Genomic DNA, 22,350 nt, shown 5'->3' with positions numbered 1-22,350 from the left:
GCATCTCTAAGCCTGCCCGACCGAAGCGGCGCTGAACAGCGCGGTGTAACGGCGCTGCATCTCCTCAGGGGTGACCGATTCGATGGCGTGCCCGATCAGCCAGCGGTGACCAAAGGGGTCGCGCACGGTGCCGGAGCGTTCGCCGTAGAAATGGTCCTGCGGCGCACGATTCAGCGTGCCACCCGCCGCCACCACGCGTGCGATCAATGCATCCGCGTCGTCCACGTGCAGGTGCAGCGTGACCGGCGAGGCGCCCAAGCCCTCGGGACTGCGCACGCCCAGCTCCGGATATTCCTCCGAGAGCATCAGCGTGTGGCCGCCGAAATCCATCTCGGCATGGCCGACACGGCCGGAAGGTTCGGTCAGGCGGAACAGTTCGCGCGCGCCGAAGGCACGGGTGTAGAAATCGATCGCGGCGCGTGCATCGCGCACGCACAGGTAGGCATACAGCTCGTGGATGGTCATGGCAACTCCTGGTCGGTGTGATGCGGCATTCTGGCGTGGGCAGGCCACCGCGTCTTGCAGGAAATTGACCTGCCTTGATTTCAGGGGGGGCGTGGCCGCGGTTCGAGCACCTGCGGCACATGACGCGGTTCGACCGGGTCCATCTGGCGCCGCCAGGCGCTGGGCGTCAAACCCGTGATGTCCCGGAAGCTGTTCGCCAGATGCGCCTGGTCCGCATAACCGCAGGCCGCCGCGATGTCGGACCAGCTTGCCAGGGGCTGGACTGCCCGTCCCAGCACCTGGTTGAAGCGTTGCAGCGCCAGCCATTGGCCAGGCGTGAGCCCGGTGACCTGACGGAACAGCGCAATGCAGTGGCGATGACTGAGGCCGCTGGCGCGCACCAGATCGGCGACCCGCTGCCCAGGATGCGCGGGGCGCTGCAGCACCTGGATCAAGGCTGGATGCAGCACCACGGGCCGGCCCCGAGCCCGGACAAACAACCAGTGTTCGAACAAGGCCAGCCGCCTCGCCCCATCGCCACAAGCCCGCAAGCGCTCCGACAAGGCCGCCACTTCGCTCGCTGGCAGCAACTGGTCCAGCGGAGTGTGCTGCCCGGCCAACGTGGATTCAGGCGCGCCCAGCAGCACGCTGGCCGCGCCCGGCCGCAGCATCGCGCCCACCGATGCCGAGGGCTGCGACACATCGCGCAGGTGATGGACCGTGCGGGCGCCGCCCACCACGGCATGACCCAATTGCTGACCGAGCGGGTCAGCGGCGTGCGCGTAGATGCGCAAGGGCGGGCCGTCGAGGCGCAGCGCGATGTGCGTGGCCCCGGTGGGCAGCACATGCTCGCGTGCGCCTGGCGATGCGGGAGCCCCGGGCGACGGATCGTGCGCCCAGACCGTGGCCACCAAGGCGCGCAGCGCGGGAACGGGGGCACGGTGCAACGTCGCCATGGCCAGATCTTAGCGGTGGAGGATGGTGGACACCGCAACCCCTCTCCATCCAACACTGCACAAGACCGACTCAGAGGCAGGCGCCTGCATGGATGAGAGGTCGAAGCCGGGAAAACCCGGCATCAATGAATGAAACAACTAATTCTCGTAATGAATTGACTATTACAAATTGATCGGTATGCTGCGAAGCATGTGGTCCATGCTTTGTCTGACCTTGCCGACCCAGCCCAGCGCAGTGCGCCTGCGGGTCTGGCGCGCGCTCAAAACCCTGGGCTGCGGTGCACTGCGCGACGGGGTGTACCTGCTCCCCGAAGCCCATGCCGAGCTGTTCACGCCGATCGCGCAGGAGGTCCGCGCCCATGGCGGTCTGGCCATGGTGTTGGAACTTTCGTCGGCGCAGGAGGAGGTACGACGCGAAGTGCTGACCTTGTTCGATCGCGCGCCGGCCTATGCGCAGTGGCGCGGCCTCGCGCAGTCCTTGCAGGCCGATTTACCTGAGCTGGAAGAGGTGGAGGCGCGCAAGCGCTGGCGTGGTGTGGCGGAAGCCCTGCAGGCGCTGCGTCGCATCGACTACTACCCGGGCGACGCCGCCGCGCAGGCGGTCGCGGAGCTCGAGGAACTGCGGCTGGCGCTGGACGCGTGCTTTTCGCGGGGTGAGCCGGTCGCGCGCGCCCCCCACAACATCCCCCTGCTGGACCCACGCAAGTATCGCGGCAAGCGCTGGGCCACGCGTGCCCGTCCCTGGGTGGATCGACTGGCCTGCGCCTGGCTGATCCTGCGCTTCATCGATCCCGAGGCACGCTTTCTGTGGCTGGCCGATCCCGCTGCAACGACGCCTGCGCCGCGAGGCGCGCTCGGTTTTGACTATGACGGCGCTCGCTTCACGCATGTCGGCGCGCGTGTCAGCTTCGAGGTGCTGATGGCCAGCTTCGGCCTGGATGCCGATGCTCGATTGCAAGCCATCGCGCGGGTGGTGCACTTCCTGGATGTTGGCGGAATCCCCGTGCCCGAGGCTGCCGGGCTGGAAGCCGTGCTGTCGGGTCTGCGCGAGGTTCACACCGACGACGATCAACTTACCCTCGCGGCAGCGGCGATCTTCGACGCGCTGCTCGCGGCACCTGGACCTTCTCGATGAGCACCACGGCACGCCCCTCACCCGACGACGCCCAGCAGGCTGCGCCCGACATGCCGCCCGCGCCGGTCAGCTTCGCCGAGGCCTTCCGCTTCTGGCTCAAACTCGGTTTCATCAGCTTCGGCGGACCTGCCGGGCAGATCGCGATCATGCATGCCGAGCTGGTCGAGCGCCGGCGCTGGATCAGCGAGCGCCGCTTCCTGCATGCGCTGAACTACTGCATGCTGCTGCCCGGACCCGAAGCGCAGCAGCTCGCCACCTACATCGGTTGGCTGATGCATCGCACCTGGGGCGGCATCGTGGCCGGTGCGCTCTTTGTGCTGCCAGCACTTTTCATCCTGATCGCCCTGAGCTGGATCTACCTGCGCTTCGGCGACGTGCCCCTGGTGGCCGGCCTGTTCTACGGCCTCAAGCCGGCGGTGACGGCGCTGGTGCTGCACGCGGCGCACCGCATCGGCACGCGGGCACTCAAGAACCGCTGGATGTGGGGCATCGCCCTGGCCTCGTTCGTCACGATCTTCGCGTTCGACACGCCCTTCCCGGCGATCGTGGTGGCCGCCGGGCTGATCGGTTGGTTCGGTGCGCGTCGCTGGCCACAGGTGTTTGCCCTCGGCGGCGGGCATGACGGCGCCCAGGCCCAGCATGGTTCGGCGCTGATCGACGACCACACGCCCACGCCCGCGCACGCACGCTTCTCCCGTGGCCACCTGCTTCGCGTACTGATCGCCGGCCTGGGCCTGTTTGGCTTGGTCATGGTCGTGCTGGTCTGCACCCAGGGCGTGCAAGCCACCTTGACGCAGATGGCCTGGTTCTTCACCAAGGCCGCCTTGCTGACCTTTGGCGGCGCCTACGCGGTGCTGCCCTACGTCTACCAGGGCGCGGTCGAGCAGCACCAGTGGCTGAGCGGACCGCAGATGATCGATGGCCTGGCGCTCGGTGAGACGACCCCGGGCCCCCTGATCATGGTGGTGGCCTTCGTCGGTTTCGTCGGTGGCTGGCTAAAGCAGGTGCTCGGGCCCGACGCACTGTTCCTGGGCGGCGCATTGGCGGCCACCGTTGTCACCTTCTTCACCTTCTTGCCGTCGTTCGTGTTCATCCTCGCCGGCGGGCCCTTGGTCGAGGCCACGCACGGAAAGCTGGGCTTCACCGCGCCGCTGTCGGCCATCACGGCGGCGGTGGTCGGTGTGATATTGAACCTGGCGATGTTCTTCGCTTACCACGTCCTGTGGCCACAAGGCTTCGGCGGGCATTTCGATTGGCCCTCGGCGCTGATCGGTGCCGCCGCCACGGTGGCCCTGTTCCGTTTTAAGGTCGGCGTGATGCCGCTGCTCGGTGCCTGCGCGGCCATCGGGCTGTCGGTGAGCTGGCTGCTTCCAACGCTGCGCTGAAAGAAACCGCATGGACGCCCGCCCCCTGGATCTTCCATTCGACCCGTCGACCCTGCGGGGGCTATCGCCCCGGCTGATCACGAGCCACCACCAGAACAACTACGGCGGCGCTGTCAACCGGCTCAACGCCATCCGAGCGCAGCTGGTGGCCATGGCGCCTGGGGCCGCACGGGGTTTCCTGCTCAACGGTCTGAAGCGCGAGGAACTGATCGCCACCAATTCGATGCTGTTGCACGAGCTGTATTTCGGCGGTCTGGGCGGGGATGGAGTGACCATGGCGCCTGCGATGAAACTCGCGCTGGACGCGAATTTCGGCAGCGTCGAGCGTTGGCGCGAGGAATTCACCGCGATGGGCAAGGCGCTGGGCGGTGGCTCGGGCTGGGTGCTGTTGATGTTCCAGCCGCGCGAGGGCATGCTGGTCAATCAGTGGGCCGCCGACCACACGCATGTACTGGCCGGTGGCATGCCCCTGCTGGCGCTGGACATGTACGAGCACGCCTACCACCTCGACCATGGCGCAGCGGCCAGCACCTATGTCGATGCTTTCATGGCCAACATCGACTGGGCCGCCGTCCACGCGCGTTACCAGCAGGCGGTGCTGGCGGCCAGCGAGCCCCTGGGCGTCGACGCGGACGAGATCGGCGACGCCTGCTTGCTCGACGTGCGCCGCACCGAGGCTTTCGACCAGGCCCGCACGATGGTCCCCAACGCGCGTTGGCGCGACCCGGCCGCGGTATCCACCTGGGCGGCGCAATGTCCCACCGACCGGGACGTGGTCGTCTATTGCGTGCATGGCCACGAGGTCAGCCGCGCCACCGCGATGCGGCTGCGCGCGGCCGGCCTGCAGGCGCGTTACCTGCGCGGCGGCATCGAGGGCTGGCAGGCTGCAGGCCGATTGCTGTCAGAAAAGACGCGGCCCTGAGCCCCGTTCGGAGCAGTGGTTCATCCCAGGGGGAATGCCCAGCTTTCGTGGCTGGTGGCTTGCCGCTCACGACCTGGCACTTGCGGTGGATGCCCTGTGCTGCACGCGGGCCACTTGCCCCCTCGGGGCGCGACGTCACCAGGGCGTGCGGCCTCCGGGTTCGAAGAACAGCCCCGACTCCGTGCCCTCCAGCGCAAACTGGACGGGCAGTCTGGCGCCCTCCTCCGGCGTCATCGTTCCGTACCCCGTGAGGTCGGTCTTGACAAAGCCCGGACTGACCGAATTCACAATCACACCCGTTGCCTTCAGTTCCTCGTGGAGCTGCACCGTCAGCATGTTCAAGGCCGCCTTGGAGGCGTTGTAGCCGATGTACTGCGCCGCGTAGTAGGTGGAACTCGGGTCGCCATTGAGCGTCAGGGAGCCGAGTGAACTGGACAGGTTGACGATGCGCCCCGCCGGGGCGGCGCGCAACAGCGGCAGCATGGCCTGAGTCACCGCCAGCACGCCGAAAAAGTTGGTTTCCATGGTCCTGCGCGCGGCGGCCAGAGACGCCTTGCTGGGAGGGGCGTCGGCCGGATCGAATATGCCTGCGTTGTTGACCAGGATGTCCAGACGGCCGTGTTCGGCCTGGATGACCGCCGCCGCAGCCGAGATGCTGGTTTCATCGGTGACGTCGAGGGCGACGGCGCTGACCTCCAAGCCCTGGGCCCGCAATGAGGCCACCGCGGCCTGGCCGCGCTGGGCGTCCCGGGCTCCGAGGATCACGCGCACGCCAGCCTTTGCCAGCTGTTGCGCGATGGCGTAACCAATGCCCTTGTTGGCGCCCGTGACGAGGGCGATGCGTTGTGTGCTCATGAGAGAAGTCCCTTTCAAAAACAGGTGGCGTTAATATATGAAGCATTGTTCGGTTATGGAATTCGCTTTTTGGCCACCCCCACCCGCCCCTCTCTGAACCCGCGTAAAAAGCCGCGTCAGGCCCGCGCGGCGGTCACGCTGGACGCCATTTTTGAAGCCACCATTCAGCTTTTGGTGGCCGAGGGCATGCATCGGCTCACGACCACCCGCGTGGCCGAACGTGCCGGGGTCTCGGTCGGGACGATGTACCAGTACTTCCCGAACAAGGAGTCCTTGGTCTACGCGCTCAATGAGCGCTATCTGGTGGCCTTGGCATGCAAGATAGAAACCACCTGCGCGACCCTGCGCGGCGCCCCGCTCCAAAGCATGGTGGAAGCGCTGATCGACACGTACTGGGCCGCCAAGACCGAGCGCGCGGACGTCACTCGGGCGCTGTACCGTTCGGTCGCGGAGCTGGACAACCAAGCCATGATCGACGCGTTCGCGAGCCGGGTGGATGCCGCGACCCAAGCCATGCTGGCCACCGCATCGGATGCCAGCTTCGCCGATGTGGAGGAAGTGACGCTGACCTTGCTGACCGTGATCTTCGGCGCCGTGCGCAACGCATTCGAGCGCAATCTGCCGCCCTTGGCGGTCGATGCGCTGCGTGGGCAACTGAGCCTCATGTGCCGAGCCTACCTGGCCGAGAAGCGGTTGCCTGCCGCACGCCGTGGCAGGCAGATCCCAGCAGCGGATGGCGGCCACGAGGCTGCACGAGCCCGCGTCGCGCCGCACGCTAGGCGTAAGCGACCCACCCTCTGAAACTGAAGCCTGCGTAGAACAACTCCACCCCATGGAAGCCGGCCTCTCGCAAAAAGGCTTCTTCGGCTTGCGGCGCCACGATGCTGAGCCGGGTTCGCATGGCGGAGATGGTGTGCTCAGCCTCGTGCCGCGGCGTCGCGGAATACGCAACGTGACGCGCCAGCCAGAGCGACCGTTCCGGCTCGGTTTCCGCCACGCTGATGTGCGCGACGACCAAGGGCGCGCCAGGTTTCAAGCGGCGGTGGATGGCCTGCAGCGTGGCCAGACGTTGCGTTCGCGCAATGAAGTGGAACGTGAGCAATGAGACCGCGCCATCGTAGGGCCCCGACGGTGCCGCATCGATGTAACCCTGATGCCAGGCCATCCGTTGGGCGTGCGCTTGAACGGTCTGCGCCGCGAGGTCCAGCATCTCCCGCGAGGGGTCGATGCCGTCGAACCGCCATCCCGCATGGGCGTCGGCGAGCGCCTTGATCTCCATGCCGCCGCCAGCGCCGAGAACCAGCACCTGCCCGTTGGCGGGCACGCGCTCGGCCAGCAACAAGCCAACCATGCGATGCAGACCCGCAAGGCCGGGCACCTGTCTCGGTGGGCCATCCAGGTAGCTGTGCCGTGGTGCGGGGCTATCGGAGGTACTCATGCTGGCTCGCCGCGGCGCGTGCCGGGACAAGGAATCGGCACATCATGCGCGCTCGAAAAGGGACTCACTCCCACTCGATCGTCGCCGGTGGCTTGCTGCTTACATCGTAGGTCACGCGGTTGATGCCACGCACCTCGTTGATGATGCGGCTGCTGACCTTCTTGAGCAAGGCGTAGGGCAGCTCGGCCCAGTCGGCGGTCATGAAATCGCTGGTCTGAACGGCGCGCAGGGCCACGACGTAGTCGTAGGTGCGGCCGTCGCCCATCACGCCCACGCTCTTGACGGGCAGGAAGACGGTGAAGGCCTGGCTGGTCAGTTCGTACCAGGTCTTGCCGGTTTTCTCGTCCTTGAAGTTGCGCAGTTCCTCGATGAAGATGGCATCGGCGCGGCGCAGCAGGTCCGCGTAGTCTTTCTTGACCTCACCGAGGATGCGCACGCCCAGGCCCGGGCCGGGGAAGGGATGGCGGTAGACCATGTCGTGTGGCAGGCCCAGGGCCACGCCGAGTTCACGCACCTCGTCCTTGAACAGGTCGCGCAGTGGCTCCAGCAGCTTGAGGCCGAGCTGCTCGGGCAGACCACCGACGTTGTGGTGGCTCTTGATGGTGACGGCCTTCTTGCTCTTGGCGCCGCCGGACTCGATCACGTCGGGGTAGATCGTGCCCTGGGCCAGGAAGGTCGCCCCCTTGGAACCCGGTCGCGCGGCCTTCAGCTTCTCCGCCTCGGCCTTGAACACATCCACGAACAGCCGGCCGATGATCTTGCGCTTCTGCTCGGGATCGTTCACGCCCGCGAGTTCGCGCAGGAAGAGTTCGCTGGCGTCCACGCGCACGACCTTGGCGTGCAGTTTGCCAGCGAACATCTCCATCACCATGTCGCCTTCGTTCAGGCGCAGCAGGCCATGGTCCACGAAGACGCAGGTGAGCTGGTCGCCAATGGCGCGATGGATCAGTGCGGCGGCCACGGAGGAGTCCACGCCGCCCGAGAGGCCCAGGATGACCTCCTCGTCGCCCACCTGTTGCTTGATGGCTTGCACGGCTTCATCGATGTGACCGTCCATCACCCAGTCGGGCCGGGTCTTGCAGATGTCGAGCACGAAGCGCTCGAGGATGGCCCGGCCCTGCACCGTGTGCGTCACCTCGGGGTGGAACTGCACTGCGTAGAAGCCACGTTCCTCGTCGGCCATGCCCGCGATCGGGCAGGACGGCGTGGAGGCCATGAGCTTGAAGCCGGGCGGCAGTTCCGTCACCTTGTCGCCGTGGCTCATCCAGACCTTGAGCATGCCGTGCCCCTCGGGGGTGGCGTAGTCCTGGATACCGTCGAACAAGCGGGTGTGGCCGCGCGCGCGGACGTCGGCGTGGCCGAACTCGCGTTTGTGCCCGCCCTCCACTTTGCCACCGAGCTGATGGGCCATGGCCTGCATGCCGTAGCAGATGCCCAGCACCGGCACGCCCAGTTCGAATACGGCCTGCGGCGCCTTGTCCGTCGTTTCCTCGTAGACGCTGGCGTGGCTGCCCGAAAGAATGACACCCTTGAGCGTGCCGTCCTTGGCGTAGTCGCGTATCCACGCGTCCGTCACGTCACAGGGATGGACTTCGGAATAGACATGCGCTTCGCGCACGCGCCGGGCGATGAGCTGGGTGACCTGGGAGCCAAAATCGAGGATGAGGATTTTCTGGTGCTGCATGGTGCTGAAACGGATGTGACTTGAAAAACAGAAAGCCCGAACACCGTGATGGGGTTCGGGCCTGTGTCTCAGGGCGGCTTAGTTCGCCCGGTAGTTGGGGGCTTCCTTGGTGATCTGCACGTCGTGGACATGTGACTCACGAATCCCCGCTGAAGTGATCTCCACGAACTCGGCCTTGTTCTTCATGTCCTCGATGGTGGCGCAGCCGCAGTAGCCCATGCTGGCACGCACGCCACCAGCCATCTGGAACAGGATGGCGACCACCGAGCCCTTGTAGGGCACGCGGCCTTCGATGCCTTCGGGCACCAGCTTGTCGGCCTGCGGGTTGCCAGCGGTCGATTCCTGGAAGTAGCGGTCGGCGCTGCCCTGCTGCATGGCCCCGATGCTGCCCATGCCGCGGTAGCTCTTGTAGCTGCGGCCTTCGTACAGGATGACTTCGCCCGGCGCTTCTTCCGTGCCAGCGAACATGCTGCCCATCATGACCGTGGATGCCCCTGCCGCGATGGCCTTGGCGATGTCACCGCTGTAGCGGATGCCACCGTCGGCGATCAGCGGCACGTCCGTGCCCTGCAGGGCCGTGGCCACGCCGTCGATGGCCATGACCTGAGGCACGCCCACGCCGGCCACGATGCGGGTGGTGCAGATGGATCCGGGGCCGATGCCGACCTTCACCGCGTCCGCGCCGGCCTCGACCAGCGCCAGCGCCGCCGCGCCGGTGGCGATGTTGCCACCGACCACGTCCACCTGCGGGTAGTTCTGCTTGACCCAGCGCACGCGGTCGATCACGCCCTTGCTGTGGCCGTGTGCCGTGTCCACCACGATGGCGTCCACGCCGGCTTTCACCAGCGCTTCCACGCGTTCTTCCGTGCCCTCGCCCACGCCCACCGCCGCGCCCACGCGCAGGCGCCCGGCCGCATCACGCGCGGCGTTGGGGAAGTTCAGCTGCTTGGTGATGTCCTTGACGGTGATCAGGCCCTTGAGCTCGAAGGCGTCGTTCACCAGCAGCAGGCGTTCCAGCTTGTGCTTGTTCAGCAAAGCCTTCGCTTCGCTGGGCGTCGTGCCGTCGGGCATGGTCACCAGGCGCTCGCGCGGTGTCATGATCTCGCGCACCGGCAGGTCGTAGCGGGTTTCGAAGCGCAGGTCACGCCCCGTCACAATGCCGACCACCTTGCCGTTGTCCACCACTGGGAAGCCGGACACACCGAGCTGGTCCGACAGCTGCATGACCTGGCGCACCGTGGCATTGGGGTTGATCACCACCGGGTCGCGCAATACGCCGGACTCGTAGCGCTTGACCTTGGCGACCTGGGCGGCCTGTTCGGCGGCGGTCAGGTTCTTGTGGATGATGCCCATGCCGCCTTCCTGGGCGATGGCGATCGCCAGGCGAGCCTCGGTGACCGTGTCCATGGCCGCGGAGACCAGGGGCAGATTCAGGGCGATGTTGCGGGAAAAGCGGGTGGAGAGAGAAGTGTCCTTGGGCAGGACCTGGGAGTACGCTGGCACCAACAACACATCGTCGAAGGTGAGCGCTTTACCGAGAAGGCGCATGTTCTAGGGCTCCAAAAACAGCATTGTACCCGCGCGTCCTGCTGCCATTTGTGCGGTAGCGGCAAATCCCTGTCACCGGCCCCGACGCAGGTGGGCCCGCCCTGACCACGCTGCTTGCCCTCTGCGTCCTACGCCCTTCTTTTTTCTAGTAGCCGGCCTTTGCGCCGACCCGGCGCTGCGCGAACAGCCCCGCACGCTTGGCCCCTTGCTGCGCGAAGCGTTCGCGCCGCGCCACTTTCGGATCCACCCGCAGTGGGCGGTAGATCTCGACCCGGTCCCCCTCACGCAGCGCATGGTCGGGGGTGGTCTTGCGCCCCCACAGGCCCAGTGCGCCGCTCGCAGCCAGTTCTGCCAGGCTCTCGGCGGGGAACTCCGGCCAGCCGCAGGCCACCACCGCCTGCGCCACCGTGGCGCCCGCGGGCAGCGTCAACCGATGTTCACGCACCTGCTTCGCAGCGCGCGCCTGGGCGACGACCACGGTGATCTGCGTCGGTGCGGGCGTTGTGTCCATGCCCATGTACTGCTTCTGTCAGGTCGCCCCGTACACCTGCTCGGCGCGCTTGACGAAAGCGTCGACCAGAGTGCCAGCGATCTTGTCGAACACCGGCCCGACCAGCTTGCCCAGCAAGGCGTTGGTGAAGCCGTATTCCAGCGTCAGCTCGACCTTGCAATGTGCGTCGCTGCCACCCACGGGCGTGAAGGTCCAGTGCCCATCCAGTTGGGAAAATGGCCCATCCACCAGGGTCATGTGCACGCTGTTGCCATCGGGACCGCTCTGGTGCGTGTTGCGGGTGGTGAAGGCCTGATGCAGGCCGCTGAAAGCGATGCCGACTTCGGCCGTCAGCCCGTCGGGACGTGACTCGATCACGCGGGCACGATCGCACCAGGGCAGGAACTGCGGGTAGTCCGCCACGCGCGTGACCAGATCAAACATCTGTTGCGGGCTGAACCAGATCAGGACGGACTTCTTCACGGTTTTCATAGAATGCGGGGTTACTTGCTGCTCCGCCGCGCGATTGTAATTTTGCGCGGAAGGCCCCACATACAGACGCATGTCCACCGACAAGAAAAAAACCGCCAAAACCGCCCTTCCCGCCCGCATCGCCGACAACAAGAAGGCCCTCTTCAACTACCACATCGAGGAGCGCTTCGAGGCCGGCATGGTGCTCGAAGGCTGGGAGGTCAAGGCCGTGCGCGAGGGCAAGGTGCAGCTCACCGATGGCTACGTGGTCATCCGCGACGGCGAGCTGTTCCTGATTGGCTGCCAGATCAATCCGCTCAAGACCGCCTCCACCCATGTGCGGCCGGACGCGGTGCGCACTAAGAAGCTGCTGCTGCACAAGGACGAAATCCGCCGCCTGATCGGCAAGGTCGAGCAGAAGGGCCATACCCTGGTCCCGCTGAACCTGCACTGGAAGAACGGCAAGGTCAAGGCCGAAGTCGCCTTGGCCAAGGGCAAGGCCGAGCACGACAAGCGCGACACCATCAAGGAGCGCGAGGGCAAGCGCGAGGTGGAACGCGCCATGAAGCAGCGAAGTCGCTAAATTTTTCGAGACGATGGAATAAACGACCGGGCCAGGGCGTTCATCCAGACAGGCACGCTCTTGTGCCGTATTTTTCTGGAGACCCCATGAAATTCACCCTACGCGCCCGTCTTTCCCTCTTCGTCGCCACGGCTGCCCTGGTCGGCTGCGCCGCCATGGCGGCAAGCCCGGCCCAGGTCAGCGACGGGGCTTTGGTCGGCCCCAACGGCATGAGCCTCTACACCTTTGATCGCGACGCCATGGGCAGTGGCAAATCGGTCTGCAACGGCCCTTGCGCCACCAACTGGCCGCCTCTGATGGCCAGCGACATGGACAAGGGCGGCGGTGACTACAGCGTGATCACGCGCGACGACGGCAAGAAACAATGGGCGTACAAGGGCAAGCCCCTGTATTTCTGGGTCAAGGATGGCAAGCCGGGCGACCGCACAGGCGACGGCTTCAACAACGTCTGGAAGTTAGCCCGTCCCTGACATCGCATTGCCCCGGCATCCCTTCACGTCGCCACCCCAACCATGGACCGCCGTCCCCTCGTCGAGCAGATCCCCGCGCTGCGGCGTTATGCCCGCGCGCTGACGGGCGAGGCGTGGGCCGCCGATGACTTGGTGCAGGACACGCTGGAACGCGCCTGCGTCAAGTGGCGTCTGTGGCTGGCGGGCTCGGACCTGCGGGCCTGGTTGTTCAGCATCATGCACAACCTGCATGTGGATCAGGTGCGCCGGCGAGTGCGCCAGGGTGGCCTGAACGACGCGAGTGACTGGTCAGAGCTGGACCTGGAGCCGGCGGCGCCCGAGACGACGATAGACGGCGCGCTGGACATGCAGCGCTGCCTGCTGCGCCTGCCCCCGGAGCAGCGCGAGACCTTGCTGCTCGTGACCTTGGAAGACCTCAGTTATGCCGAGGTGGCGCGCATCACCCGCGTGCCGGTGGGCACGGTGATGTCGCGCTTGTCGCGGGCGCGGCACCGGCTGCAAGCCTTGCTGGACGGCGCGCCCACGAGCGCCGGCCCTGCGGTGCCACCGGCCATGCCAGGGAGCGCCACCGAACTGCCCTCGCCCTCCCCTTTGCGCCGCTTGAAATGACAGGAAAGCCCAGAACCGCCATGGACCCGCAAGCCGAACATCGCCAGAACGAGGACGCACTGCACGCCCTGCTCGATGGCCGGCTGCCGGCCGATGCGCGCGCGGCGCTGGAGCGCCGCCTCGCGCAGGATGTGCAAGCCAGCGCCACCTTGGAGGCTTGGCGACAACAGAGCGACGCGCTGCGCCAATTGCACAAGGCCGTGCTGACCGAGCCCGTGCCCGCCTCCCTGCTGGCGGCCGCGCAACATGCGCAACAGGCTCGGCAACAGGTCTGGCAGGTGGGACGTTGGGCTGGCATGGCGGCCAGCCTGCTGCTTGCCTTCGGTCTGGGCTGGTTCACGCATGGCCGCTTGCTGCTCCCGGGGTCTGGGGCGGAGCCGCGTCTGGCGCACAGGCCTTGGCCAGATTTCATCCAGCAGGCTACCTTGGCCCATGCTGTGTATGTGCCCGAAGTGCGGCACCCGGTCGAAGTGGATGCGGCCCAGGAAGCCCATCTGGTGCAGTGGCTCTCCAAGCGGCTGGGACGCGCACTCAAGGCGCCAAAGCTGACGGAACTTGGTTTTGAACTGGTGGGTGGACGCCTGCTGCCCGGCACGGAGGGTGCACGCGCCTTGTTCATGTACCAGGACGCACGTGGCGAACGGGTCACGCTCTACCTCGGTGGCGAGCCCCTGGGCTTGCGTGATGTTGCGCCGACACATGGTGTGCCACAGCCCGTGTCGGCGGACGGCAACGCCCGCCAGGGAAATCCAGGACTTTCTGCGTCAGGGCCTGGCGCCGAGTTTCGTTACGCCCAGGACGGCGCGATCGTCAGCTTCTACTGGGTGGACGAGGGCATGGCCTATGCCTTATCGGGCCAGCTGAACCGATCGGCCTTGCTGCAACTCGCGCAGCAGGTCCACGCGCAGTTGCGGCTCTGAGACAAGCGCTCAGTCTGCCAGGTACCGCAGGGGATGGGCATGCGGTGGCCAGGGCGAGACAAAGAAGCCCGCCACCATCTCGGGAGTGACTTCCTCCAAGGTCGCCGGATGCCATTTCGGCTGGCGGTCCTTGTCGATGACCAGGGCACGTATGCCTTCCATGGTGTCCGTGGCCGCAGCGTAGCGGCCAAGGTGCCGCGTGTTGAAGCAGTGGCGCACGAGGTCACGCTCCAGACGCAGTTCCTCGGCCAGGCCCATGCCGGCGCCCCTGCGTATCAGCCGCAGCGTCACTTCGAGCATCAAGGGCGAATGGGTGCGCAGGGCCTTGAGCGTGGCTGCGGCCCAGGCAGAGTGCCCAGCGTCTTGCGCCACCTCCCGCTCCAGCGCCTGCACGATGCCGAGCACGGTGCTTGGGTCGAAGCAGCGTTCGACCGCGTCCAGAGGCAATACCGCCGCTGGCGCAGCGACCTCGTAGGCTGCGCGCCAACCCTGCAAAGATGCGCTGTCAAAGACGGGCAGACCCGCCAGCGTTTCCCAGGCTTGCGGCAGTCGCGCCGCATCAAAGCACACGTCAGCCAACCTCAGGGCCAGGGCGTCACCCGCGCCGATGACTTCACTGGTCAAGGCCAACCATTCCCCGCCCCGCTGCGGGCAACGGGCAAGAAACCAACCGCCGCCCACGTCCGGAAACAGGCCGATGTTGGTCTCAGGCATGGCCATCTTCGTGCGTGGCGTCACGATGCGCAGTGTGCGCGCTTGGGCATGCCCGAACGGGCCTGCCCGGTTCGCGCTGTCGCATTCGTTTCCCGGGGACGCCAAGGCGTTGCCTTGGCTCAGCCCCATGCCTCCGCCCATGACCACGCCGTCCATGAAGGCAATGTAGGGCTTGGGGTAATGGTGGATCAGGTGGTTGAGCGCGTATTCCTCGGTGAAGAAATCCTCCACCTCTGCATCACCGCGCAAGACCGCTTCGTGGAAGAAGCGGATGTCGCCGCCCGCGCAGAAGGCCCCATAAGGACCCTCCTTGCCTTGACCGCGAATGGCCACGGCCTGGATGGCGGGATCGTCGCGCCAGACTCGCAAAGCCTGCGTCAGGGCGCGCACCATCGGGAGCGACAGCGCGTTCAGTGCCCGGGGTCGGTTGAGCGTGATGCAGCCCAGGGTGCCGCGCACCTCCAGCAGAACTTCAGGACAGGATGGAAGGCGGGAAGTCGTCATGCTGCTTGTCCTTGTGCTGCCGGGCCCAGCCCAGGGCTTCGTTCGTGGCCAATGCACCGATGACCAGGAGGCCACCGGTCAAGGCATTCGCACCAGGAGCCTCGCCTGCGCCCAGCCAGGCCCAAAGAATGCCGAAGATCACCTCCAGCAGACCGAGCAAGGCCAACTCCGGCGCCTTGAGCACACGCGCACAGAAGACGGCCAGGACGCACGGAATACCCAGTTGCACCACGCCCAGCAAACCCAGCCAACCCAAGTCCGTGACGTCGGCCTGCCAAGGCAGCGTCAATGGCAAGGTGGCCAGGGCTGACAAGGTCGCGCCGATCAGCACCGAGGGCACCAACCCGATCGTCGCGGCGGCTTTGTCCGTCGCCGCCTGCCGGGACTGATGCTGCGCCACCGTCCATTGCACGGAGCCAGCGACGGGCACGATCAGGGCGATCAAGGAGCCCAACAGCAGTCCGCCAGATGGCCCGCCTGCATCACCGCCGAAGTTGAGTTGCGCGCCGTACATCCACACGATGCCCGCCCCCGCCACGACGATGGCGACCCAGGTGCGCAAGGGCAGTCGGTGCCCGAGCACGAAACGCGACATCAGGGCCGTGAACAAGGGCCCCAGTGCCATGGTGATCAACACATTGGCCACCGTGGTCAAGGTCAGCGCGAACATGAAGGCCGTGAACATGATGCCCCAGCACAGACCGGACAACCAGAGCGAGGGGCTGCGCCAAGGGATGCGCCGGAACACACTCCAGCCCTGCCACAGCGGCAGGATGGCGAGCAGCGTCAGCACGGTGAAGAAGCTGCGCCAGAACGTGACTTCCAGTCCTTGCGCGTGCGTGAGCTGGCGTGAAACGAGGCCCGCGATCGACCACATCAGGGTCACGAGCAACATCAGCCAGACGGCGTTTCTGTGTGTAAGACGCATAGGTTTTTCCTGTCGCGGGCTCCCGTGGAGCTGGCTTTGCCAGGCCACTGGGAGCGCCCCTTGCCACCGAAGGATGGGTTCAAGGGGCTGAAGGCTGCGGCTCCAAGCCTGAAGAACCAATGGCCTCTGGCAATGGGTACCGAGGCGCGCAGCGCCTCAGGAGGTTACTCTCTGGACGCGCGCTTGCGCTCGTGTTCCTTCAGGAAGCGCTTGCGCAAGCGGATGCTCTTGGGCGTGATCTCGACCAGCTCGTCGTCCTCGATGAATTCCACGCCGTATTCCAGCGTCAGCTCGATCGGGGGCGTGATCTTGATCGCGTCTTCCTTGCCGCTGACGCGGAAGTTGGTCAGCTGCTTGGTGCGCGTGGCGTTGACCACGAGGTCGTTGTCGCGGCTGTGGATGCCGACGATCATGCCCTCGTACACCGGGTCGTTGGCCTTGACGAACATGCGGCCACGGTCGTCCAGCTTGCCCAGGGCGTAGGTGAAGATTTCACCGTCGTCCATGGAGATCAGCACGCCGTTCTTGCGCCCACCGATGTCACCCTTGTGCGGTTCGTAGCTGTCGAAGATGTTGCTGATCAGGCCGGAACCGCGCGTCAGATTCATGAATTCGTTGGTGAAACCGATCAGGCCGCGCGCCGGAATGCGGTATTCCAGGCGCACACGGCCACGGCCGTCCGGCTCCATGTTCACCAGTTCACCCTTGCGCTCGCCCAGGGCTTGCATCACGCCGCCCTGGTGCTGTTCTTCGATATCGGCCGTGACGAGTTCGATCGGTTCGTGCTTCTCGCCATTGATGGTGCGGAACACCACGCGCGGTTTGCTCACGGCCATTTCGTAACCTTCGCGGCGCATGTTCTCCAGCAAGATGGTCAGGTGCAGTTCACCGCGGCCCATGACCTCGAACACGCCTTCTTCATCGGTCTCGTTCACGCGCAGCGCGACGTTGTGCTGCAGTTCCTTTTGCAGGCGGTCCCAGATCTGGCGGCTGGTAACGAACTTGCCTTCACGGCCGGCCAGCGGGCTGGTGTTGACGCAGAAATTCATGGTCAGGGTCGGCTCGTCGACCTTGAGCATGGGCAGGGGCGCGGGGTTGACCGGGTCGGTCACGGTGACGCCGATGCCGATGTCCTCGATGCCGTTGATCAGGACAATGTCGCCTGGGCCGGCCTCGGGGGTTTGCATGCGGTCCAGGCCTTGGAAGGTCAGCACCTGGTTAACGCGGCCTTTCACGGACTTGCCGCCCGGGCCTTCCATGACGACGACGTCCATCATGGGTTTGATCGTGCCTTGGCTCACGCGACCCACGCCGATGCGGCCCACGAAGGTGGAGAAGTCCAGCGCCGAGATCTGCAACTGCAGCGGCGCGGTCGGATCACCCGAGTTCGCGGGGACGTGCTTGAGGATGGTGTCGAACAGGGCCGACATGTCGGGACCCCACTGCTCACCCGGCGTGCCTTCGGTCAGCGAAGACCATCCGTTGATGCCCGAGGCGTAGACCACGGGAAAGTCGAGCTGCTCGTCGGTCGCGCCCAGCTTGTCGAACAGGTCGAAGGCGGCGTTGACCACCTTGTCGGGGTTGGCGCCGGGTTTGTCGACCTTGTTGACGACCACGATAGGACGCAGTCCCAGGGCCAGGGCTTTCTTGGTCACGAAGCGCGTCTGCGGCATGGGGCCTTCCTGCGCGTCGATCAACAGCAGCACACTGTCCACCATGGACAGGGCACGCTCCACTTCGCCGCCGAAGTCCGCGTGGCCGGGGGTGTCCACGATGTTGATGTGGGTGCCTTTCCAGCTGACGGCGCAGTTCTTGGCCAGAATGGTGATGCCGCGCTCCTTTTCGATGGCGTTGTTGTCCATCACGGTGTCGACGACCTTTTCGTGCTCGGCGAAGGTGCCGGACTGGCGCAGGAGTTGGTCGACCATGGTGGTCTTGCCATGGTCGACGTGGGCGATGATGGCGATGTTGCGGATTTGCTTGCTCATGGTTACGGTTCGCTTGGTGCTTGGTTTTCCAGAATCTGTTGAATTTCAATGGGACTCAACAGTCGTCCCGGTATCAGTTCGCAGGCTTTCACGTGGGCCGTGCCGAGCAGCGCGCGCGACGCCGTCTCTTTGTCTCGGGCGGGGCCGAACACAGCCACGCGCGGCGCGTCCGGCCAGGAGCCGCGGCGACGCATGCCGGACAGAAAACGTCCGGCATTGTCCGCATCCAGCATGATGGCCTCATGACCATCGAGCAGGATCTCGGCGGGACGCAGCGCACGGTGACGCCCAGTCTCCTCCAACGCTTCAAGGGTCGCCAAGTCGATGCACTGCGACTGGTCAAACGGACCCGTGGCGATGCGGCGCAGCGCGACCAGATGGCCGCCGCAGCCCAGCGCCTCCCCGATGTCCTCGCCCAGGGTACGGATGTAGGTGCCCTTGCTGCACAGCACGCGCAGGCGCAGGAACGGGGTGTCGCCCTGCAATTGCAGGTCCAGCAGCTCCAGTTCGTGGATCACGACCTCGCGGGGGGGGCGCTCAACGGTTTCGCCATCGCGGGCGTATTCGTACAGCGCCTTGCCGTCCTTCTTGAGAGCGCTGTGCATGGGTGGCACTTGTTGGATCGGCCCCATGAAGCGGTCCAGCACCTCCACCACCTGGCCGGGGGTGCAGCGCACGGGCCGCGTGGAGATCACCTCGCCCTCTGCGTCGGCGGTGCTGGTCTTGATGCCCAGGCGCACCGTGGTTTCATAGGTCTTGTCGGCGTCGAGGTGCAATTGGCTGAACTTGGTGGCCGCGCCGAAGCACAGTGGCAGCACTCCGGTGGCCAAAGGGTCCAGGGTGCCCGTGTGCCCCGCCTTTTCGGCGCGCAGCAGCCACTTGGCCTTCTGCAAAGCCTGGTTGCTGGACAGGCCCAGGGGCTTGTCCAGCAACAGCACCCCGTGCACGGGGCGCCTCACGACCCGTGCACGTGGAGCGTTCATGCCGGGTTAAACCTCGTCGTCTTTCGCACGGGACGCCACGGCCTTGGCGATCAAGGCATTCATGTCGGACGCGCGCTCGGTGGTGCGGTCGAACACGAAGTGCAGCGTGGGCACGGTGTGGATGTGCAAGCGCTTGAAGAGGCCGTTGCGCAAGAAACCCGCGGCCTGGTTCAGCGCATCCTGGGTTTCCTGCGGCTCGCCGATCAGCACGCTGAAGTACACCTTGGCGTGGGCATAGTCGGGCGTGACATCCACGCCCTGCAACGTGACCATGCCGACGCGGGGATCCTTCAGCTCGCGCGCGATCAGCTCCGACAGATCGCGCTGGATCTGGTCGGCGACCTTGTGGCCGCGGTTGACGGAAGACTTCTTCGCCGGCATGGTGGTTTGAGCGTATTGCGCTTACAGCGTGCGCGCGATTTCCTTGACCTCGAAGAACTCCAGCTGATCACCTTCCTTGATGTCGTTGTAGTTCTTGAGTTTGATACCGCACTCGAAGCCTTCCTTGACCTCGCGCACATCGTCCTTCATGCGCTTGAGGGAGTCCAGCTCGCCCGTGTAAATCACCACATTGTCGCGCAGCAGGCGGAAATGCGCGCTGCGCGTGACGTGGCCCGAGGTGACCATGCAACCCGCGACCGTGCCGATCTTGGAGGCGACGAAGACGGTGCGGATCTCGGCCATGCCAATGACTTCTTCCCGCTTCTCGGGCGCCAGCATGCCGGACATCGCCGCCTTCAACTCGTCCACGGCGTCGTAGATGATGTTGTAGTAGCGGATGTCGATGCCGTTGCCCTCGGCCAGCTTGCGCGCGCCAGCGTCGGCGCGCGTGTTGAAGCCGATGACCACGGCCTTGGAGGCGATGGCGAGGTTGATGTCGGACTCGCTGATACCGCCCACGGCAGCATAAACGAGCTGCACCTTGACCTCGTCGGTCGAGAGCTTGAGCAGGGATGCGGCCAGCGCTTCCTGCGAGCCCTGCACGTCGGCCTTGACAATGATGGGCAGGGTCTTGACCTCGCCAGCGGCGATGTCGGAGAACATGTTTTCCAGCTTGGCAGCCTGCTGCCGGGCCAGCTTGGTGTTGCGGAACTTGCCGGCACGGTAGGTCGCGATCTCGCGGGCGCGGCGCTCGTCGGTCAACACCATGAATTCGTCACCAGCCTGCGGGACCTCGGTCAGGCCCTGGATTTCGACCGGGATCGAGGGGCCAGCACTGTCGACCTTGCGGCCACTTTCGTCCAGCATGGCGCGCACGCGGCCATAGGTCTGGCCGGCCAACACCACATCACCCGCCTTGAGTGTGCCGCTTTGCACCAGCACGGTGGCCACGGGACCACGTCCCTTGTCCAGCTGGGCTTCGATGACCAAGCCCTTGGCCGCTGCGTCGACCGGCGCCTTGAGCTCCAGCACCTCAGCCTGCAGCAGCACCTGCTCCAGCAACTCGTCGATGCCCATGCCGGTCTTGGAAGACACGGCCACAAAGGGCGACTCGCCGCCGAAGTCTTCGGGCACAACCGATTCGGCCACGAGTTCGGCCTTGACCTTCTCGATATTGGCTTCGGGCTTGTCGGCCTTGGTCATGGCCACCACGATCGGGACGCCCGCTGCCTTGGCGTGCTTGACGGCTTCCTTGGTCTGCGGCATCACGCCATCGTCGGCAGCGCAGACCAGGATCACGATGTCCGTGGCCTGGGCACCGCGCGCACGCATGGCCGTGAAGGCCTCGTGACCGGGGGTGTCGAGGAAGGAGATCATGCCGCGCGGCGTCTCGACGTGGTATGCGCCAATGTGCTGCGTGATGCCGCCGGCTTCACCGGCCGCAACCTTGGTACGGCGGATGTAGTCCAGCAGCGAGGTTTTGCCGTGGTCGACGTGGCCCATGACGGTGACCACCGGGGCACGCGGCAGCGCCTCGGCCTGGTGAGCCGATGCTTCTTCCTCGGTGAAGGCCTCCGGGTCGTCCAGCGCGGCGATGATGGCTTTGTGGCCCATTTCCTCGACCACGATCATGGCGGTGTCCTGGTCCAGCGGCTGGTTGATGGTGACCATCTGACCCAGCTTCATCAGAACCTTGATGACCTCGCTGGCCTTGACCGCCATCTTGTGCGCCAACTCGGCCACGGTGATGGTCTCGGGCACGTGCACTTCAAGCACGCGCGCTTCCACAGGCGCGGCCGCGCTCTGCGCCTCCTCGCGGTCATGGTGTCCCTTGCGACCACCGCCTCGGGGGCCGCTGCGCCAGCTGCCGCGGCCGACGCCACCGCTGGAGTCGCCACGGGTCGGGATGGCCTTTTTCTTGGTCGGATCCCCCGCCCAGCTGGACGACAGCTTGGCGGACTTGATTTCCTTGCCCGGTGCGGCGGGCACACCCGGTTTGGCCGCGCCACCGCCAGTCTTGGGGGCGGTCGTGGCACTGGCGTTAGCGGGCTTGTGCAGGGTGCCCTTCTTGGCCGCCGGGGGTTCTTCCTTCTTGGGCGGAGGCGGTGGCGCCTTCTTGGCCGGGCTGGCCATCATGGTGCGGATCGCGGCGGCCTCGGCCTCGGCCTTGCGGCGGCGGGTTTCGAGGTCGGCCCGTGCTGCCTCTTCGGCAGCACGGGCCTGGGCTGCGGCCTGCTCCTTGGCAGCCTGAGCGACCGCTTGCGCGGCAGCCTGCGTCGCGGCCTGGTCAACCGCACCAGCGGCGGGGGCCTGAGCCTGGGCCGCAGCAGCGCGCGCGGCGGCCTGGGCTGCGGCTTCCTGCTCGCGTTCCCGGGCTTCCTGCTCCTCGCGCTGGCGACGGCGCTCGGCCAGTTCTTCTTCCTGGCGACGAATCAGCTCGGCCTGACGGCGGGCTTCCTCCTGGCGACGTGTCAGTTCCACCTCGTCGATCACGGGCGCAGCCGGCGTATCGGGCAGCGCGGCCTCGGCCAGGGTCGGCTCGGCTTCAACCGGGGCCTCGTTTTCACCGTCCTCACGGCGCACGAAGGTGCGCTTCTTGCGCACCTCGACTTGAATCGTGCGCGCCTTGCCCGTCGCGTCCGCCTGCTTGATCTCGGTGGTGGACTTCTTGGTCAGGGTGATCTTCTTGCGCTCGGGCGCGGCGGTGCCGTGGCTGGCCTGCAGATGGCTCAGCAGACGCTGCTTGTCCGCGTCGGTCAAGGTGTCGGCGGCGGCGCTCTTGTTGACGCCTGCGGCCTTGAGTTGTTCGATCAAGGTATCGGTCGGTTTCTTGAGTTCTGCGGCGAACTCGGCGACGGTGGTGCTGGACATGGTGTGTGACCCTGGTTTACGGCCCGGTACGTTGTGCTGGGTGGCGGCTGTTCTTGCTTTGGATGCGCCGC

At 65.9% G+C, this 22,350-nt stretch carries 22 protein-coding genes; 8 read left to right on the top strand and 14 right to left on the bottom strand.

Annotation, left to right across the window (positions count from 1 at the left end; translation table 11 throughout):
- Window positions 1-6: 6 nt before the first annotated feature.
- Window positions 7-465 (bottom strand): VOC family protein, encoded by a 459-nt coding sequence (locus tag AZ34_RS10025; protein WP_035607662.1) that lies wholly within the window; start codon window positions 463-465, stop codon window positions 7-9.
- An 80-nt stretch (window positions 466-545) separates the two neighbouring features.
- A complete protein-coding gene (locus AZ34_RS10020; RefSeq protein ID WP_035607659.1) occupies window positions 546-1,400 on the bottom strand; it encodes a helix-turn-helix domain-containing protein in 855 nt (284 codons plus the stop codon).
- Between the two features lie 178 nt (window positions 1,401-1,578).
- On the opposite strand from AZ34_RS10020, the gene AZ34_RS10015 reads away from it, so the two are divergent.
- Genes AZ34_RS10015 through AZ34_RS10005 form a run of 3 tightly spaced genes read left to right on the top strand, consistent with a single transcriptional unit; the run spans window position 1,579 to window position 4,842 of the window.
- Complete coding sequence (locus tag AZ34_RS10015; protein WP_035607656.1) at window positions 1,579-2,535, top strand: chromate resistance protein ChrB domain-containing protein; 957 nt, start codon at window positions 1,579-1,581, stop codon at window positions 2,533-2,535.
- A complete protein-coding gene (chrA, locus tag AZ34_RS10010) occupies window positions 2,532-3,920 on the top strand; it encodes a chromate efflux transporter (RefSeq protein WP_035607653.1) in 1,389 nt (462 codons plus the stop codon). Before AZ34_RS10015 ends, chrA begins: the two co-directional genes overlap by 4 nt.
- A 10-nt stretch (window positions 3,921-3,930) precedes the next feature.
- Window positions 3,931-4,842: a Fe-Mn family superoxide dismutase gene (locus AZ34_RS10005; RefSeq protein WP_035607651.1), complete on the top strand. Its 912-nt coding sequence runs from the start codon at window positions 3,931-3,933 to the stop codon at window positions 4,840-4,842.
- A gap of 135 nt (window positions 4,843-4,977) precedes the next feature.
- Here the strand turns inward: AZ34_RS10005 and AZ34_RS10000 are convergent, their stop codons facing one another.
- Complete coding sequence (locus AZ34_RS10000; RefSeq protein ID WP_035607648.1) at window positions 4,978-5,697, bottom strand: SDR family oxidoreductase; 720 nt, start codon at window positions 5,695-5,697, stop codon at window positions 4,978-4,980.
- Between the two features lie 69 nt (window positions 5,698-5,766).
- On the opposite strand from AZ34_RS10000, the gene AZ34_RS09995 reads away from it, so the two are divergent.
- Window positions 5,767-6,498: a TetR/AcrR family transcriptional regulator gene (locus tag AZ34_RS09995; RefSeq protein ID WP_081767164.1), complete on the top strand. Its 732-nt coding sequence runs from the start codon at window positions 5,767-5,769 to the stop codon at window positions 6,496-6,498.
- On the opposite strand, the gene AZ34_RS09990 is transcribed toward AZ34_RS09995, so the two are convergent.
- From AZ34_RS09990 to AZ34_RS09970, 5 genes are all read right to left on the bottom strand, one after another.
- On the bottom strand, window positions 6,473-7,135 hold the full coding sequence (locus tag AZ34_RS09990; protein WP_035607645.1) for a class I SAM-dependent methyltransferase: 663 nt from the start codon (window positions 7,133-7,135) through the stop codon (window positions 6,473-6,475). The two genes, AZ34_RS09995 and AZ34_RS09990, sit on opposite strands and share 26 nt — an antisense overlap.
- Window positions 7,136-7,199: 64 nt before the next feature.
- Window positions 7,200-8,819, bottom strand: a complete 1,620-nt coding sequence (guaA, locus tag AZ34_RS09985) for a glutamine-hydrolyzing GMP synthase (RefSeq protein ID WP_035607642.1) — start codon at window positions 8,817-8,819, stop codon at window positions 7,200-7,202.
- 78 nt (window positions 8,820-8,897) lie between these two features.
- On the bottom strand, window positions 8,898-10,367 hold the full coding sequence (guaB, locus tag AZ34_RS09980) for an IMP dehydrogenase (RefSeq protein WP_035607639.1): 1,470 nt from the start codon (window positions 10,365-10,367) through the stop codon (window positions 8,898-8,900).
- A 145-nt stretch (window positions 10,368-10,512) separates the two neighbouring features.
- Window positions 10,513-10,878 (bottom strand): RnfH family protein, encoded by a 366-nt coding sequence (locus AZ34_RS09975; protein WP_035611404.1) that lies wholly within the window; start codon window positions 10,876-10,878, stop codon window positions 10,513-10,515.
- Window positions 10,879-10,896: 18 nt separating this feature from the next.
- Window positions 10,897-11,349 (bottom strand): type II toxin-antitoxin system RatA family toxin, encoded by a 453-nt coding sequence (locus tag AZ34_RS09970; protein ID WP_035607638.1) that lies wholly within the window; start codon window positions 11,347-11,349, stop codon window positions 10,897-10,899.
- Between the two features lie 70 nt (window positions 11,350-11,419).
- On the opposite strand from AZ34_RS09970, the gene smpB reads away from it, so the two are divergent.
- From smpB to AZ34_RS09950, 4 genes are all read left to right on the top strand, one after another.
- On the top strand, window positions 11,420-11,911 hold the full coding sequence (gene smpB, locus AZ34_RS09965) for an SsrA-binding protein SmpB (protein WP_035607636.1): 492 nt from the start codon (window positions 11,420-11,422) through the stop codon (window positions 11,909-11,911).
- Window positions 11,912-11,997: 86 nt separating this feature from the next.
- Window positions 11,998-12,381: a hypothetical protein gene (locus AZ34_RS09960; RefSeq protein WP_035607633.1), complete on the top strand. Its 384-nt coding sequence runs from the start codon at window positions 11,998-12,000 to the stop codon at window positions 12,379-12,381.
- Window positions 12,382-12,423: 42 nt separating this feature from the next.
- On the top strand, window positions 12,424-12,990 hold the full coding sequence (locus tag AZ34_RS09955; protein WP_035607631.1) for an RNA polymerase sigma factor: 567 nt from the start codon (window positions 12,424-12,426) through the stop codon (window positions 12,988-12,990).
- Window positions 12,991-13,010: 20 nt separating this feature from the next.
- On the top strand, window positions 13,011-13,910 hold the full coding sequence (locus AZ34_RS09950; protein WP_035607629.1) for an anti-sigma factor family protein: 900 nt from the start codon (window positions 13,011-13,013) through the stop codon (window positions 13,908-13,910).
- 9 nt (window positions 13,911-13,919) lie between these two features.
- On the opposite strand, the gene AZ34_RS09945 is transcribed toward AZ34_RS09950, so the two are convergent.
- The 6 genes from AZ34_RS09945 to infB form a co-directional block, all read right to left on the bottom strand.
- Window positions 13,920-15,128 (bottom strand): enoyl-CoA hydratase/isomerase family protein, encoded by a 1,209-nt coding sequence (locus AZ34_RS09945; RefSeq protein ID WP_035607626.1) that lies wholly within the window; start codon window positions 15,126-15,128, stop codon window positions 13,920-13,922.
- On the bottom strand, window positions 15,097-16,056 hold the full coding sequence (locus AZ34_RS09940; RefSeq protein ID WP_035607620.1) for a DMT family transporter: 960 nt from the start codon (window positions 16,054-16,056) through the stop codon (window positions 15,097-15,099). The genes AZ34_RS09945 and AZ34_RS09940 overlap by 32 nt, the downstream gene beginning before the upstream one ends.
- A gap of 164 nt (window positions 16,057-16,220) precedes the next feature.
- A complete protein-coding gene (gene typA, locus AZ34_RS09935) occupies window positions 16,221-18,044 on the bottom strand; it encodes a translational GTPase TypA (RefSeq protein ID WP_035607617.1) in 1,824 nt (607 codons plus the stop codon).
- Between the two features lie 2 nt (window positions 18,045-18,046).
- Window positions 18,047-19,027, bottom strand: coding sequence for a tRNA pseudouridine(55) synthase TruB (gene truB, locus AZ34_RS09930; RefSeq protein WP_035607614.1), 981 nt, complete (start codon window positions 19,025-19,027; stop codon window positions 18,047-18,049).
- 6 nt (window positions 19,028-19,033) lie between these two features.
- Window positions 19,034-19,408, bottom strand: coding sequence for a 30S ribosome-binding factor RbfA (rbfA, locus tag AZ34_RS09925; protein WP_035607611.1), 375 nt, complete (start codon window positions 19,406-19,408; stop codon window positions 19,034-19,036).
- Between the two features lie 21 nt (window positions 19,409-19,429).
- The gene (gene infB, locus AZ34_RS09920) at window positions 19,430-22,279 is read right to left on the bottom strand and encodes a translation initiation factor IF-2 (RefSeq protein WP_035607607.1); all 2,850 of its coding nucleotides are present in this window, start codon (window positions 22,277-22,279) and stop codon (window positions 19,430-19,432) included.
- Between the last annotated feature and the right edge of the window lie 71 nt (window positions 22,280-22,350).

It is taken from the genome of Hylemonella gracilis str. Niagara R, assembly GCF_000600295.1.
Classification (GTDB): Bacteria; Pseudomonadota; Gammaproteobacteria; order Burkholderiales; family Burkholderiaceae_C; genus Hylemonella; species Hylemonella gracilis_A.
This window is presented reverse-complemented; position numbering and strand designations above follow the sequence as displayed.

What these genes read in the sequence shown, in the direction of transcription:
- AZ34_RS09960 (WP_035607633.1), top strand. Translation starts at nt 11,998, where the DNA reads ATGAAATTCACCCTACGCGCCCGTCTTTCCCTCTTCGTCGCCACGGCT.
- smpB (WP_035607636.1), top strand. Translation starts at nt 11,420, where the DNA reads ATGTCCACCGACAAGAAAAAAACCGCCAAAACCGCCCTTCCCGCCCGC.
- AZ34_RS10020 (WP_035607659.1), bottom strand. Translation starts at nt 1,400, where the DNA reads ATGGCGACGTTGCACCGTGCCCCCGTTCCCGCGCTGCGCGCCTTGGTG.
- AZ34_RS10015 (WP_035607656.1), top strand. Translation starts at nt 1,579, where the DNA reads ATGCTGCGAAGCATGTGGTCCATGCTTTGTCTGACCTTGCCGACCCAG.
- rbfA (WP_035607611.1), bottom strand. Translation starts at nt 19,408, where the DNA reads ATGCCGGCGAAGAAGTCTTCCGTCAACCGCGGCCACAAGGTCGCCGAC.
- guaB (WP_035607639.1), bottom strand. Translation starts at nt 10,367, where the DNA reads ATGCGCCTTCTCGGTAAAGCGCTCACCTTCGACGATGTGTTGTTGGTG.
- AZ34_RS09950 (WP_035607629.1), top strand. Translation starts at nt 13,011, where the DNA reads ATGGACCCGCAAGCCGAACATCGCCAGAACGAGGACGCACTGCACGCC.
- AZ34_RS09975 (WP_035611404.1), bottom strand. Translation starts at nt 10,878, where the DNA reads ATGGACACAACGCCCGCACCGACGCAGATCACCGTGGTCGTCGCCCAG.
- AZ34_RS09940 (WP_035607620.1), bottom strand. Translation starts at nt 16,056, where the DNA reads ATGCGTCTTACACACAGAAACGCCGTCTGGCTGATGTTGCTCGTGACC.
- AZ34_RS09955 (WP_035607631.1), top strand. Translation starts at nt 12,424, where the DNA reads ATGGACCGCCGTCCCCTCGTCGAGCAGATCCCCGCGCTGCGGCGTTAT.
- AZ34_RS09970 (WP_035607638.1), bottom strand. Translation starts at nt 11,349, where the DNA reads ATGAAAACCGTGAAGAAGTCCGTCCTGATCTGGTTCAGCCCGCAACAG.
- AZ34_RS09945 (WP_035607626.1), bottom strand. Translation starts at nt 15,128, where the DNA reads ATGACGACTTCCCGCCTTCCATCCTGTCCTGAAGTTCTGCTGGAGGTG.
- AZ34_RS10005 (WP_035607651.1), top strand. Translation starts at nt 3,931, where the DNA reads ATGGACGCCCGCCCCCTGGATCTTCCATTCGACCCGTCGACCCTGCGG.
- infB (WP_035607607.1), bottom strand. Translation starts at nt 22,279, where the DNA reads ATGTCCAGCACCACCGTCGCCGAGTTCGCCGCAGAACTCAAGAAACCG.
- chrA (WP_035607653.1), top strand. Translation starts at nt 2,532, where the DNA reads ATGAGCACCACGGCACGCCCCTCACCCGACGACGCCCAGCAGGCTGCG.
- typA (WP_035607617.1), bottom strand. Translation starts at nt 18,044, where the DNA reads ATGAGCAAGCAAATCCGCAACATCGCCATCATCGCCCACGTCGACCAT.
- AZ34_RS09990 (WP_035607645.1), bottom strand. Translation starts at nt 7,135, where the DNA reads ATGAGTACCTCCGATAGCCCCGCACCACGGCACAGCTACCTGGATGGC.
- AZ34_RS10025 (WP_035607662.1), bottom strand. Translation starts at nt 465, where the DNA reads ATGACCATCCACGAGCTGTATGCCTACCTGTGCGTGCGCGATGCACGC.
- AZ34_RS10000 (WP_035607648.1), bottom strand. Translation starts at nt 5,697, where the DNA reads ATGAGCACACAACGCATCGCCCTCGTCACGGGCGCCAACAAGGGCATT.
- guaA (WP_035607642.1), bottom strand. Translation starts at nt 8,819, where the DNA reads ATGCAGCACCAGAAAATCCTCATCCTCGATTTTGGCTCCCAGGTCACC.
- truB (WP_035607614.1), bottom strand. Translation starts at nt 19,027, where the DNA reads ATGAACGCTCCACGTGCACGGGTCGTGAGGCGCCCCGTGCACGGGGTG.